This window comes from Dorea sp. AF36-15AT (genome assembly GCF_003477705.1).
GTDB classification, from domain to species: Bacteria; Bacillota; Clostridia; order Lachnospirales; family Lachnospiraceae; genus Claveliimonas; species Claveliimonas ammoniilytica.
Map to the genome: position 1 here is coordinate 372504 of NZ_QUDV01000001.1, position 13334 is coordinate 385837.

Here is a 13334-nt window from a genome sequence, read left to right on the forward strand (position 1 = left end):
GTAATACTGTAATTCTTAATTCTTGAAAAAACGACACCCCTTTCTTGTGTACACGAGAGAGGGGTGTTATACTTTCGGTAGTGTGTGTACAGAAGAAGAATGAGGGGTTTACGGATGAATAATGACAGACTCTCTAATAGAAAGAGACGGTTAAAACAAATACAACGCAGAAGACAGATACGAAGAATCATGGCCGCAGGAAGCCTGTTTTTGATGATAATAGTAGCATTTCAGGTAGTTCGGGCAGTAGGGAAAAGTCGTATTGCACAGATCACTTTACAGGCAGATAATCAGTCGATCATGCAGGATGAAAAAGTACCGACATTAACCGCATCAGCAAGCTGTGAGGAAAAGAAGGAAAAGAAGGTTCTGGATAAAGATAAAGGTTATACAGTAAAGGATCTGTTGAAGGAACTGAACAGCGGAAAAGATTATTCCATTGAGTGTGATGCAGACGGAACAAAGGAAGGAAAATTCCCGATTAAGCTGATTCTTTCTAAGGAATTGTCTAAGAAGTTAGAGTCTGACTGGGACGGAAAAGCGAATATAGTTGTTACAAAAGGATATCTGACAGTTAAGAATAAAATCGGTAAATGGAAAGGCAACAAGTTTCAGAAATACGATGGAAGTTATGTAGAGAATGATTTTGTAGTATCCAAAGGGAAAACTTATTATTTCGGCAGTGATGGGAAAAAAGTCAGCGGATGGCAGGAGATTAACGGTAAAAAGTACTTCTTCACAAAAAAAGGAGCAATGGAATCTTCCGAATGGAAGAAAGATGGAGATCATACATATTATCTTACAGAGAATGGCTCAGCGATGACGGGTTGGATGAAACTGGGAGACGATACTTATTATTTTGATGCAGACGGCATCATGCTTACCGGAAAGCAACGGGTAGGTTCTGATAAATGTGTATTCGGAAAGGATGGCAAATTACAGTCTAAGGAAATGAAGATCGATCCGGATAAGCCAATGATGGCATTGACTTTTGACGATGGCCCGGGAGAACGGACGCATGAGCTTCTGGATATGCTGGAGAAATACGATGCGCATGCGACATTCTTTATGCAGGGCATTCACGTGAGCAAATATGCTGATGACGTGGAGAGAATGAAGGAGATTGGCTGTGAGATCGGTAATCATTCTTATGATCATCCGCAGCTTACCGGAGAAGCAGATGGTGGAGCATCGCAGGTGGCAAAGACCAATGAGCTTCTGAAACAGGCATGTGGTCAGCCGGCTACGGTTCTCAGACCACCATATGGAGCAGTTAATGATCAGGTGAAAGCGGCAGTCGGTATGCCGATGATTCTGTGGAACATTGATACGCTTGACTGGAAGACCAAGGATACACAGAGCACGATTGATTGTGTATTGAATACAGCGGATGATGGAGATGTCATATTGATGCATGATATTCACAGTTCAACAGTAGATGCGGCTTTGCAGTTGATACCAAAGTTGATTGAGAATGGATATCAGCTTGTGACAGTATCGGAAATGGCGGAAGCTCGTGACATTATACTTGAGAATGGAAAAGTGTATACAGATTTTAATAAATAGCAGGATATGATGTCTGAGTGTAGATGATTATGCATGATAAAACGCCCGATCGGTGAATAACCGACCGGGCGTTAATTCTTGGAATTATTGATTTTTACGTTTTTCCAACAGTGCGTGAATCTTGTCTGTAGGATTCAGTACATTACTGATGGATTTGTCGTGATTCAGTGACTCAATGATCAGTGCGATGAATTTGCTCATGTCAGCGATAGCGAAGTAAGGTTTGTCATTTACCTCCGGTGGGAGATAGGTCAGGTTGGTGGTTACAACTTTATTGATATATCCTTTTTCATAATATTCGTCAAAGTGAGCGAATCCGTCTGTAAAGAGTCCGAAAGTAGTGCATACGAACACGCGTCCTGCGCCTCGCGCTTTTAACTGTTTGGCTACGTCCAGCATACTGTCGCCGGAAGAGATCATATCGTCAATAACGATCAGATCTTTACCTCTCAGGTCAGAACCAAGGAACTCATGAGCAACGATCGGATTCTTGCCATTTACGATAGTAGAGTAATCACGGCGTTTATAGAACATGCCCATGTCTACCCCAAGTACGTTGGACAGGTATACGGCACGGTGCATAGCTCCTTCATCCGGACTTACGATCATCAGATGGTCTTTGTCAATGATCAGATCAGGTACTGCGCGGAGCAGAGCCTTCATGAACTGATACTGTGGTGAAAAATTATCAAAGCCGATCAACGGAATTGAATTCTGTACACGGGGATCGTGAGCATCAAAGGTAATGATATTCTCTACGCCCATATCTACCAGTTCCTGCATAGCCAGTGCACAGTCCAGTGATTCACGCTTGGTACGCTTGTGCTGGCGGCTTTCATACAGGAACGGCATAATAACAGAGACACGGTGAGCTTTTCCCTGAGCTGCTGAGATGATACGCTTCAGATCCTGATAGTGATCGTCTGGTGACATGTGATTCTGAAAACCGTTAACCGTATAGGTCAGATTGTAATTGCACACATCTACCATTAAGAACAGATCAGAACCACGGATGGATTCGCCGATATAACCTTTAGCCTCGCCGCTTCCAAAACGTGGGCATTTGCAGTCAATCAGGAAATTGTCGGAATGATAATTGGCAAAAAGAGGAGAATTCAGGATCTCTGTCCGTGCCTCCTTACGGAAATTAACAATATGATCGTTTACTTTTTCTCCCAGTCCTCTGCAGCTTTCTAGTGCAGCAATCTTAAGTGGAGCTACAGGTAAAGACTGCTCAAGATATTTGATATTTGTCATTTGTGTCTCCTAACATTTGATAAGTTTATAGTGCCTACATATTACTTATATCACTTTTCTTATAAAAAGGTCAACCAATTCTGAAGAAATGTGTTATAATGAGCGATAGCTAAATTGATTTAGAGGAGGAAGTTATGGGAAAACCAGTAGTAGCCATCGTTGGAAGACCGAATGTAGGTAAGTCTACATTGTTCAATGTACTGGCAGGAGAGATGATTTCAATCGTGAAAGATACTCCGGGTGTTACAAGAGACCGCATCTATGCGGACGTGAACTGGCTGGACCGGGATTTTACACTGATAGATACCGGCGGTATTGAACCGGAGAGTAAAGATATTATTATTTCGCAGATGAGGGAGCAGGCACAGATTGCCATTGACACAGCAGATGTGATCGTTTTTATCACAGATGTGCGTCAGGGTCTGATCGATGCGGATTTTAAGGTAGCAGATCTTCTGCGCCGTTCCGGTAAGCCGGTCGTGCTGACGGTTAATAAAGTAGATAACTTTGACAAGTTCATGCCGGATGTATACGAGTTCTATAATCTGGGTATCGGGGATCCGGTGCCGATTTCTGCATCTTCAAGACTGGGTCTGGGAGATTTTCTGGATGAAGTGGTTGCACATTTTCCAGAGCATACAGGTGAGGAAGAAGAGGATGAGCGCCCACGTGTAGCTATCGTAGGTAAGCCTAACGTAGGCAAGTCTTCGATCGTGAACCGTCTGGTCGGCAAGCAGCGTGTGATCGTGTCCAATGTGGCAGGAACCACTCGTGATGCCATTGACACTGAGATTGTGCATAATGGCAAGGAATATGTGTTCATTGATACCGCAGGACTTCGCAGAAAAAATAAGATCAAAGAAGAACTGGAGCGGTACAGTATCATCCGTACCGTAACAGCGGTAGAGCGTGCCGATGTGGTGCTGGTAGTGATTGACGCTACAGAGGGTGTAACAGAACAGGATGCCAAGATTGCAGGTATTGCACATGAGCGTGGAAAGGGTATTATCATTGTGGTTAACAAGTGGGATGCCATTGAGAAAAATGACAAGACCATGCGTGAATATGAGAGTAAGATCCGTCAGGTGCTGTCATTTATTCCTTATGCAGAGATTATGTATGTATCTGCTGAGACCGGACAGCGGTTGCCGAAGATGTTCGATGTAATCGATATGGTAATAGAGAATCAGACACTTCGCATCGCAACAGGTGTGTTGAATGAGATCATGACAGAAGCGGTAGCGATGCAGCAGCCGCCGTCAGATAAGGGTAAGAGATTGAAGCTCTACTATATTACACAGGTAGCGATCAAGCCGCCGACATTTGTAATATTTGTGAACGACAAAGAACTGATGCATTTCTCCTATACCAGATATCTGGAGAACCGGATCAGAGAAGCATTTGGTTTCCGTGGAACTGCACTGAAATTCTTTATCCGCGAGAGAAAGGAGAAAGATCAGTAACTATGGAACGATTGATATGTTTGGTGATCGGATATGTGTTTGGTCTGATCCAGACCGGATATCTCTATGGCAAAAGCCAGCATCTGGATATCCGCAAATATGGAAGCGGTAATGCAGGAACGACGAATGTTCTGAGGACACTTGGCTGGAAAGCCGGAGTGATTACATTCTTGGGAGACTCGTTCAAATGTATCATTGCAGTAGTGTTAGTTCACTTGATTTTTGGAAAGACACATGCAGATATCATACAGGTACTTGCTATGTATACCGGTATGGGAGTCGTACTGGGTCACAATTATCCATTTTATATGAATTTTAGAGGAGGAAAAGGGATTGCAGTTACAGCAGGGCTGATTGCCAGTACGACCAATTGGTGGATCACACTGATCTGTGTAGTAGCTTTCCTAGGAGTAACAATATGCACAAAATATGTGTCTGCCGGATCACTTACACTTGTTGTGACCTACATGATCTGTGTAATCGTGTATGGACAGATGGGTGGATATCATGTGACTGGCGGACATCTCTATGAGATCTATGGGATTGCCGTATTGTTAGTGATTTCTGCATTCTATAAGCATAAGGCGAATATTGTCCGTCTGATGAATGGTACGGAGAATAAATTATCAGTAGGTAAGAAATCATAATCGGGAGTATGATCTGATAAGGAGGTATAAGATGGCAAATATCGGAGTAATCGGAGCAGGAAGTTGGGGAACTGCACTGGCATTGCTTCTGGATAAGAATGGGCATGCAGTGACAGAATGGTCGCACAGACCGGAGGAAGCGGAAGAGCTAAGCAGAACCAGAGAACATAAGTCAAAGCTTCCGGGAGTGAAGCTGCCGGAGACGATGAGATTTACCGGAGATTTGGAAGAGGCAGTTACAGGTAAAGAGGTGTTGATCATGGCGGTGCCGTCTACAGCGGTACGAAGCACAGCTGCTAAGATCAGACCGTACCTTACCAAAGGACAGATTGTTGTAGATGTGGCGAAAGGTATTGAAGAGAATACACTGATGACTTTGAGCCAGCAGATTGAAGAGGAATTACCGGATGCGGATGTGGCAGTTCTTTCAGGACCAAGCCATGCAGAAGAAGTAGGAAGAGGACTTCCGACCAGCGTGGTAGTGGGTGCGAAGACACGTGAGACTGCGGAATATCTGCAGGGATTATTTATGAATGAAGTCTTTCGTGTGTATACAAGCCCGGATATGCTTGGCATGGAGCTTGGTGGATCATTGAAGAATGTGATCGCATTGGCTGCAGGTATTGCGGATGGACTTGGATACGGAGATAATGCAAAAGCAGCATTGATTACCAGGGGTATTCATGAAATCTCAAGACTGGGTGTTGAGATGGGTGGAGCTATTGAAAGCTTTACCGGTCTTACCGGAGTTGGCGATCTGATCGTAACCTGTGCCAGCGTGCACAGCCGTAACCGCAAAGCCGGATACCTGATCGGACAGGGCAGAACCATGCAGGAAGCTATGGACGAAGTCAAGATGGTGGTGGAAGGTGTTTTTTCTACCAAGGCAGCAGTTAAGCTTGGTAAGAAATATGGCGTGGATATGCCGATTGTAGAACAGGTCAATGCAGTTCTTTTTGAAGGAAAAGATGCAGCAGAGGCTGTGAATGATCTGATGATGCGTAGTGGTAAACCGGAGCATACAGCGAAGCCGTGGAGCTAACGGACTGGCTATAGTATAAAATAAGAATAATTTAGGAAGGCGTCGGGATGATCCCGGCGCTTTTTCTATGCATATTTTCCAGTGTGTCCCAATATAATGGGGTAAAGAGGTGGACAAAGGTGAATAACAAGACAAATAATCTGGAAAGTATCTGGAAAATCTTGCCGCTGCGAATCAGAGATCCGTTATCTGCACAGATATCGGATAAGGATGTTTTGCAGGAGATCAGGCTTCGGGCAGGTCAGAAAGTATTATTTTATTGTGACGGACAGGAGCATACGCTTAAAACGAAGGAGAACTGTATGATAACGCCGGAGGAGGTACAGGAGACGATTCAGTATGCGACAGGCTATTCTCTGTATGCGTATGAACAGGAACTGAAGCAGGGATATATTACCATTGAAGGGGGTCATCGGATCGGGATTGCCGGACAGGTCATAATGGAACAGAATGGCGTACGTAATTTCCGATATATTTCATCGGTGAATATCCGTGTTGCACACCAGGTCAGAGGCTGTGCGGATGCTGTGATGCCATATCTGACGAGTCAGGGCAATGTATACAGCACACTGATCATTGCACCGCCCGGATGTGGCAAGACGACTCTTCTCAGAGACATGATCCGACAGATTGCGAATGGATGTGATCATTTAAAAGGAAAGACAGTTGGGGTGGTGGATGAACGGTCAGAGCTTGGAGGGTGTTATCTTGGAATCAGACAGAATGATCTTGGAGTCCGAACGGATCTTCTGGATGCATGCCCGAAGACAGATGGTATGCTGATGCTGATCCGGAGTATGGGACCAGAGGTGATCGCGGTGGATGAGATTGGAAGCGCAGAAGAAGTTGGGATTCTTCGCTATGCCATGCACTGTGGTTGCAGAACGCTTGCGACGGTACATGGAGAGAGTTATCAGGAGATTCGAGACAAACCATTATTTGAAGATTTCTTTCGGATGCAGTTATTTGAACGATATGTTGTGCTTTGCCGTGGAGAACGGATAGGACAGCTGGAGGGAGTCTACGATCATCAGGGAACAAAAATATGTTGAAGTCTGTAGAAAGAGTGATGCTATGCTGAAGCTTACGGGAGGATTTCTCATTATTTTGGCAGGAAGCCTGCTTGGAGGCTGCCTTGCCTGGGAGCAGGACAGGATCTGTCAGGAAATGAGATATCTGCAGGGACTGATGCTACGGCTTCGAGGAGAATTGTGGTATTCGAGAACGATGCTTCCTGACATTTTCAGAAGGCTTGCGAGAGAAGTGAAAGAGCCATATGACAGATGGCTTTCCGAAATGGCAGATCGGATGTGCAGAAAAGATGGAGGGAATCTGGTGGAAATATGGAGTCAGGGAGTGGAAATTCATCTGACAGAAAATATGATCCCGGAAAAGGAGAGACAGCGGCTTATGGAACTTGGCAGTTTTCTTGGACATGCGGATATAGAAATGCAGATTCGTTATCTGGATCGTTATCTGGAAGAATTTGCAGATGCCATAAAGGAAAGACAGTCGATGCTTGGTGAAAAGAAAAAGCTGTATCGTAGTCTGGGAGTGATCGGCGGTATTCTGATTGCGGTGATGCTGATATAAGAGGAGGATACATGGGGGTAAATCTGATATTTAAGATAGCGGCGGTGGGTATTCTGGTGTCAGTACTGGGACAGGTGTTGAAGCATAGTGGAAGAGAAGAACAGGCGTTTCTGACGAGTCTTGCAGGACTGATTCTGGTATTATTCTGGATCGTGCCATATATTTATGATCTGTTTGAATCCATACGGGATCTGTTTTCCCTCTGAGCAGTGTTAGACTACTACGGGAGATATGTCGATTCGAAATTTTATCTGTAATAGATGTGGAAATGGGGGATGTATATGAATATGCTGCAGGTTGCAGTACTGGGAGTGGCGGGTGTACTTCTGGCGGTGCAGTTTAAGGGCGGAAAAACAGAATACAGTACATATATTGCACTGGGAGTGAGTGTGCTGATTTTCACAGCAGTACTTGGACAGTTGGAAGTGTTGGTGGATACTGTGCGTGAGATTGGAGATACCATAGGATTAGATGGAGTTTATATTCGCACAATGTTGAAAATGATCGGAATCACATATGCAGCAGAGCTTGCTTCGAGTATATGTAAGGATGCTGGATATCAGACGGTTGCAGTACAGATTGAGATGTTCGGAAAACTGTTAATTATGGTATTAAGCGTTCCGATACTGTTGATGGTACTACAGGCAATCGGAGAATTCCTGACATGAAAAAACAGAGCTCATACGGGAGAATTCTTCTGGTAAGAATAAGTATGTTGGCGATGACGGTGATAGCAGCCTTGTGGTGGCAGGAAAAAACGGAGAGTATGGGTATAGTATATGCCAGTGAGACTGAAGACGTGCAGATATCAGACAAGACGCAGAATATGGAACTGTTGGAATCAATGGATTTTACAGATATTGATCGGATGATGGAAGACCTTTTTCCACAGGAAAGGATGGAATTTGCGGATGCGGTCAGACAGATTATGATAGGAAATACGGATGTTGGCCGAGATGCTATAAAAGAAATGCTACGGGAGAGGATACTCGGAGCCTGGGAGGTGAACAGAAAAAGCATTTTATATCTGATTCTTTTGGCGATTGCATCAGCAGTATTCATCGGTTTTTCTGATATATTTCAGACCAGGCAGGTATCACAGATTAGCTTTTATATGATCTATCTTCTTGTGATGGGAATCTGTCTGGCATCATTTCAGGCAGCATCGGAATGGATGGCAAATGGAGTGCATACGTTGACAGGTTTTATGAAGGTGTTGTATCCGGTGTACTTTGCAGCAGTTACAGTCGCGAAGGGAAGCATCAGTTCCCTTGCATTTTATCATCTTGCGATTATTCTTATTGTAGTAATTGAAGAGTTGCTACTTCATCTGATCGTACCGGGAATTCATATGTATGTGATAATAAGGGTGATGAACAGCTTGCAGTCAGAAGATTATCTGTCTAAATTTGCAGAGCTTCTGGAGACGGCAATCGGCTGGGGACTTAAGACTCTGATGGGTGGCATGATCGGGTTAAATGTGATACAGGGGATGCTTGGACCGGCAATTGATACTGTGAAACGAAGTGCAGTGACAAGAGGAATGGAGATGGTTCCGGGGGTAGGAGATCTGCTTGGCGGTACGGCAGAGGTTGCCCTTGGCACCGCTGTGCTGATAAAAAACAGTATCGGTATCGTTGGAATGTTCCTGTGTCTTGTACTCTGCCTTGCACCATTATTGCAGCTTGCGATGATCACACTTGGGTACAAGCTTGCAGCAGCACTGGTCCAGCCTGTATCGGATAAAAGAATCATAGAATGCATCAGTGGTGTAGGCGAAGGCTGCAAGATGCTTATGAATTGTATCTTTGTTACCGGGATTTTATTTCTGGTGACGGTTGCTATTGTGACCTATACAACAGGAATGTGATGAGGGATTAAATGGAAAAATTATATGAGTGGGTTCGCCAGATTGCATATGTGATGGTACTGATTTCGGTGATTATGCAGCTTGCGGCTGGAAAACAGTACCAGAAGTATATCAGGCTGTACACGGGAATCGTTCTGATTCTTTTTATGCTTGTTCCGGTGTTTCGGATATTTGGAACAGATACGACAGGATTCATGACTGAAGCTGAAAAAAAGTATACAGAGATGGTGGAGCAGATTGAGACAAAGTCAGCAGAACTTGAGGAGGAAGATGTGGAGAAAAGTCTGGAAGAATCAGAAGAGGAGCAAACAGAAGCAGGGCGGATAGAAGTGGGGGAGATTCGGATTGGAAGATAAGAAGCAGGTACCGAAGATAGACTGGAAAAAGCTTGTCGGGAAATGTAAGGATCTGTGTCATAGAAAAGACCGTCTACTGATTATACTGCTTACAGGCATTCTTTTGTTGGTAATTGCAGTGCCGTTCTCTGGGGAGGGTGATGCGGAAATGGGATTAATGCATTCTGGTAAAACGAAAGATCCCTCGGATAATACTTCAAATGAAATGGCCGGAAATGGTAACGCGGAAACATATGCAGATTATTTGGAACAGAAACTGGCGAAGGTTCTGTCGGAAGTACATGGGGTAGGACAGACAGAGGTTATGATCACCATGGCATCTTCTTCAGAAAAGATTCTTGGCGCAGACAGTGAGTCGGAGAGTGAGTCAGTGAAGGAGTCAGACAGTCAGGGTGGCAGCAGAAGTACGATTCAGAGTCGGAGTTCCCAGACAGCAATCTATGATGGTGGTGAAAGCAGCCAGGGAGCGCCTTATGTGACAAAAGAACTGACACCGGAGGTGGCCGGAGTCATCGTAATAGCAGAAGGTGGTGATGACCCGGTGGCAGTAGAGAATATTATAGAAGCCGTTCAGGCATTATTCGAGATAGACACGCATAAAATAAAGGTAATGAAACGTAATTAAATTCATCGCAAGGAGGAAAGTAGTGTGAAGCATAGGGTGCGGAGAAATCAACTGGTGATCGCGGGACTTGCAATTATGATCGCAGCAGCAGGATATCTGAATTATTCCGGCAAATTGCTGGGAGGGAAGAATCAGTCTAAGGAGACCAGCAGTGACCTTGCTAATATGGAGCTTCTGGATATTTCGGAGGAAGATCTGTCGGCAGCAAATGGAGATATTAAGAGCAATGATAATGAGGAAGATGGTACCGTGGATGGAACGCCGGGTGAAGCGGTTCTGACCAGTGGCAATGCCAGCGCAGTGGTGGCAGAAGCAAAGGTAACCCGAGAACAGGTGCGGGCAAAGAACAAAGAATCTTTGATGGAAATCATTGATAATAAGAATCTCAGTGATGCGCAGAAGCAGGAGGCAGTGGATCAGCTCCTTTTGATGACAGATCTGGCGGAAAAAGAAGCGGCAGCAGAGACAATGCTGGCGTCGAAAGGATTCAAAGAAGCAGTGGTAAGTCTTACTTCTGATGGGGCAGACGTGGTAGTCAGTGCGGCAGAACTGTCTGAGGCGAATCGGGCGCAGATTGAGGATATTGTTACCAGAAAAACGGGAGTAGCAGCAGAAAATATTGTAATTAATCCGGTTGCAGCAACAGAAAATTAAATTAAAAAACGAGTTGGAAAAGCAATGAGAAAGATCAGAAAGTCTCTGAAGATCAGAAGAGTGATATTCAGGGACTTTTTAACGTATTTTTAACAAGAATTATGATGGAAATAATTGACAAAAAGTTTATTAGTAGTATAATCAGAATCGTGTGAAAGTTTAGTGAAAACATATTTTGGGTTTAGAAATATTGTGATTCAAAATAAAAGTTACAAAAGGAAAGAAGGAACGGTATGGAACTGGAATACGTGAATGAACATATCGGGAGAAAGATTAAAGATCTGCGCAATCAGAACGGACTGACACAGCAGGAATTGGCAGACAGAACAGAGCTTACCAAGGGATTCATTTCCCAGCTTGAACGGGGACAGGTATCACCGTCAGTAGGAACGCTGCTGGATCTGATTGAATGTCTGGGAACAACGGCATCAGATTTCTTTAAAGAGACAGAAGAAGAACAGATCGTTTTTTCTGAAAATGGATTTTTTGAAAAGGTTGATGATGTCGGTAATCAGATACAATGGATCGTGCCGACAGCACAGAAGTATCAGATGGAGCCGCTTCTTGTGACGATTGCGCCGCATCAGCGACTGGATGAAGATAAACCGCACAGCGGTGAGGAATTCGGGTATCTTATTTCGGGAAGAGTGAAGCTGCATCTGGGAGAGAAGGTCTATCAGGTAAAAGCGGGAAACAGTTTTTATTATCCTGCAAAGGAGAAACACTGGATCGAGAACCCGGGCAGCAGGCCGGCAAAATTCATATGGGTTAGTACACCACCTAATTTTTAGAGAAAGCAGAATGGGGGATAAAGATGGAGAACACAAAGAATATCATTGAATTAAAACATATTACCAAAACATATGAGGATGGATTTACTGCAGTTTCCGACTTTAATCTGGAGGTAAAACAGGGTGAGTTCATTACATTTCTTGGGCCATCAGGATGCGGCAAGACAACGACGCTCCGCATGATCGCAGGATTTGATATTCCATCAGGAGGCGAGATTCTGTTAAATGGAAAGTCGATCACAGAATTGCCGCCGAATAAGCGGCCGATCAATACGGTTTTTCAGCGTTATGCATTATTTCCGCATATGAATATTTTTGACAATATCGCATTTGGATTGAAGCAGAAAAACACACCAAAGAGTAAAATTGTAAAAAAGGTTAAGAAAGCATTGGAACTTGTGGATCTGGAAGGATTTGAGAACCGGAGCGTGAGTACACTGTCCGGAGGTCAGCAGCAGCGTGTGGCAATTGCAAGAGCGGTTGTCAATGAACCGCAGATTCTGCTTCTGGATGAGCCTCTTGGCGCACTGGATCTGAAGATGCGTAAGGAGATGCAGTTAGAACTGAAAGCCATGCACAGAGAGCTTGGTATTACGTTTATCTACGTAACCCATGACCAGGAAGAGGCACTTACCATGTCAGATAAGATTGTGGTTATGTCGGAAGGTAAGATGCAACAGATCGGCACACCGGAAGACATTTATAATGAGCCGATCAATGCATTCGTAGCAGATTTTATCGGAGAGAGTAATATCTTTAACGGAATTGTAACAGGAAAGTTGAAAGCTCGTTTCTGCGGTGGCGAATTTGTCTGTGTGGATGATATGAAGGAAGGTACACACATTACAGCAGTCGTGAGACCGGAGGATGTGCAGATCGTTGCTCCTGAAAATGGAACGATCCGTGGTACGGTGACATCTGTGATCTTTAAGGGAATGCATTATGAGATTACGATCGAGTCCGGTAAAAATGAGATCGTAGCTCAGTCAGTCAATGTGGCGAAGGTAGGTCAGCGCGTGGGCATTACAGTGGAGCCTGACAATATCCATCTGATGATAACAGAAGATCACACCAACTTCTTTAAGGTTGAGATTAATAAGAATAAAGAACTGGAATACAATGATAATGTTCTGGATGTGAGTCTGACTGATATTATTAAGGGCAGTTATTTTGATGAAGATGGTGATCTGGTAGATTCTAATGGCATAGAGATTGACACCAGAAAGATCCGTGTGACAGCAGCAATCCAGCCGAGGGATATCCGTATGACAGATGAGCAGGAGGAAGGACTGGTACAGGGATATATCAGTAATCTGATCTACGAGGGAGACCACTATAGCTATGTCATTCATACGGATCTGGAGCATGATTTTGTTGTGGATGATGAATACCTGTGGAATATGGATGACCAGGTGGGGCTGATCATGCCGGTTGACAAAATGAAATTTACAGTAAAAAGGTAGGAGGAAC

General features: G+C 44.2%; 15 protein-coding genes. 14 read left to right on the top strand and 1 reads right to left on the bottom strand.

Annotation, left to right across the window (positions count from 1 at the left end):
* Nucleotides 1-114 precede the first annotated feature (114 nt).
* Nucleotides 115-1566: a polysaccharide deacetylase family protein gene (locus tag DWZ93_RS01655; protein WP_118451818.1), complete on the top strand. Its 1452-nt coding sequence runs from the start codon at nucleotides 115-117 to the stop codon at nucleotides 1564-1566.
* 84 nt (nucleotides 1567-1650) lie between these two features.
* On the opposite strand, the gene DWZ93_RS01660 is transcribed toward DWZ93_RS01655, so the two are convergent.
* A complete protein-coding gene (locus DWZ93_RS01660) occupies nucleotides 1651-2823 on the bottom strand; it encodes a ribose-phosphate pyrophosphokinase (protein WP_118451819.1) in 1173 nt (390 codons plus the stop codon).
* 134 nt (nucleotides 2824-2957) lie between these two features.
* Here DWZ93_RS01660 and der point away from each other — a divergent pair, with 134 nt between their 5' ends.
* From der to DWZ93_RS01725, 13 genes are all read left to right on the top strand, one after another.
* Nucleotides 2958-4286, top strand: a complete 1329-nt coding sequence (gene der, locus DWZ93_RS01665) for a ribosome biogenesis GTPase Der (protein ID WP_118384312.1) — start codon at nucleotides 2958-2960, stop codon at nucleotides 4284-4286.
* A 2-nt stretch (nucleotides 4287-4288) separates the two neighbouring features.
* Entirely contained in the window at nucleotides 4289-4933 is a 645-nt protein-coding gene (gene plsY, locus DWZ93_RS01670; RefSeq protein WP_118451820.1) for a glycerol-3-phosphate 1-O-acyltransferase PlsY, read from the top strand.
* A gap of 31 nt (nucleotides 4934-4964) precedes the next feature.
* Nucleotides 4965-5975, top strand: a complete 1011-nt coding sequence (locus DWZ93_RS01675; RefSeq protein WP_118384310.1) for an NAD(P)H-dependent glycerol-3-phosphate dehydrogenase — start codon at nucleotides 4965-4967, stop codon at nucleotides 5973-5975.
* A gap of 119 nt (nucleotides 5976-6094) precedes the next feature.
* Nucleotides 6095-7027, top strand: coding sequence for a stage III sporulation protein AA (gene spoIIIAA / locus DWZ93_RS01680; protein WP_243061055.1), 933 nt, complete (start codon nucleotides 6095-6097; stop codon nucleotides 7025-7027).
* A 22-nt stretch (nucleotides 7028-7049) separates the two neighbouring features.
* Nucleotides 7050-7568, top strand: coding sequence for a stage III sporulation protein AB (locus DWZ93_RS01685; protein WP_118451822.1), 519 nt, complete (start codon nucleotides 7050-7052; stop codon nucleotides 7566-7568).
* Nucleotides 7569-7579: 11 nt separating this feature from the next.
* Nucleotides 7580-7774 (top strand): stage III sporulation protein AC, encoded by a 195-nt coding sequence (spoIIIAC, locus tag DWZ93_RS01690; RefSeq protein ID WP_118384307.1) that lies wholly within the window; start codon nucleotides 7580-7582, stop codon nucleotides 7772-7774.
* Nucleotides 7775-7849: 75 nt separating this feature from the next.
* Entirely contained in the window at nucleotides 7850-8236 is a 387-nt protein-coding gene (gene spoIIIAD / locus DWZ93_RS01695) for a stage III sporulation protein AD (protein WP_118384315.1), read from the top strand.
* A complete protein-coding gene (locus DWZ93_RS01700; protein WP_118451823.1) occupies nucleotides 8233-9438 on the top strand; it encodes a stage III sporulation protein AE in 1206 nt (401 codons plus the stop codon). Before spoIIIAD ends, DWZ93_RS01700 begins: the two co-directional genes overlap by 4 nt.
* An 11-nt stretch (nucleotides 9439-9449) precedes the next feature.
* Nucleotides 9450-9794, top strand: coding sequence for a stage III sporulation protein AF (locus DWZ93_RS01705; protein ID WP_118384305.1), 345 nt, complete (start codon nucleotides 9450-9452; stop codon nucleotides 9792-9794).
* Nucleotides 9784-10419, top strand: coding sequence for a stage III sporulation protein AG (locus DWZ93_RS01710; protein ID WP_243061057.1), 636 nt, complete (start codon nucleotides 9784-9786; stop codon nucleotides 10417-10419). Before DWZ93_RS01705 ends, DWZ93_RS01710 begins: the two co-directional genes overlap by 11 nt.
* 24 nt (nucleotides 10420-10443) lie before the next feature.
* Nucleotides 10444-11073: a SpoIIIAH-like family protein gene (locus tag DWZ93_RS01715; protein ID WP_118451824.1), complete on the top strand. Its 630-nt coding sequence runs from the start codon at nucleotides 10444-10446 to the stop codon at nucleotides 11071-11073.
* Between the two features lie 233 nt (nucleotides 11074-11306).
* Nucleotides 11307-11864, top strand: a complete 558-nt coding sequence (locus DWZ93_RS01720) for a cupin domain-containing protein (protein WP_118384303.1) — start codon at nucleotides 11307-11309, stop codon at nucleotides 11862-11864.
* Nucleotides 11865-11887: 23 nt separating this feature from the next.
* Complete coding sequence (locus DWZ93_RS01725; RefSeq protein ID WP_118384302.1) at nucleotides 11888-13327, top strand: ABC transporter ATP-binding protein; 1440 nt, start codon at nucleotides 11888-11890, stop codon at nucleotides 13325-13327.
* Nucleotides 13328-13334 lie beyond the last annotated feature (7 nt).

Excerpts from the sequence above, each read along its gene's own strand:
- DWZ93_RS01655 (WP_118451818.1), top strand. The coding sequence starts at position 115 with ATGAATAATGACAGACTCTCTAATAGAAAGAGACGGTTAAAACAAATA.
- DWZ93_RS01660 (WP_118451819.1), bottom strand. The coding sequence starts at position 2,823 with ATGACAAATATCAAATATCTTGAGCAGTCTTTACCTGTAGCTCCACTT.
- der (WP_118384312.1), top strand. The coding sequence starts at position 2,958 with ATGGGAAAACCAGTAGTAGCCATCGTTGGAAGACCGAATGTAGGTAAG.
- plsY (WP_118451820.1), top strand. The coding sequence starts at position 4,289 with ATGGAACGATTGATATGTTTGGTGATCGGATATGTGTTTGGTCTGATC.
- DWZ93_RS01675 (WP_118384310.1), top strand. The coding sequence starts at position 4,965 with ATGGCAAATATCGGAGTAATCGGAGCAGGAAGTTGGGGAACTGCACTG.
- DWZ93_RS01685 (WP_118451822.1), top strand. The coding sequence starts at position 7,050 with ATGCTGAAGCTTACGGGAGGATTTCTCATTATTTTGGCAGGAAGCCTG.
- spoIIIAC (WP_118384307.1), top strand. The coding sequence starts at position 7,580 with ATGGGGGTAAATCTGATATTTAAGATAGCGGCGGTGGGTATTCTGGTG.
- spoIIIAD (WP_118384315.1), top strand. The coding sequence starts at position 7,850 with ATGAATATGCTGCAGGTTGCAGTACTGGGAGTGGCGGGTGTACTTCTG.
- DWZ93_RS01700 (WP_118451823.1), top strand. The coding sequence starts at position 8,233 with ATGAAAAAACAGAGCTCATACGGGAGAATTCTTCTGGTAAGAATAAGT.
- DWZ93_RS01705 (WP_118384305.1), top strand. The coding sequence starts at position 9,450 with ATGGAAAAATTATATGAGTGGGTTCGCCAGATTGCATATGTGATGGTA.
- DWZ93_RS01720 (WP_118384303.1), top strand. The coding sequence starts at position 11,307 with ATGGAACTGGAATACGTGAATGAACATATCGGGAGAAAGATTAAAGAT.
- DWZ93_RS01725 (WP_118384302.1), top strand. The coding sequence starts at position 11,888 with ATGGAGAACACAAAGAATATCATTGAATTAAAACATATTACCAAAACA.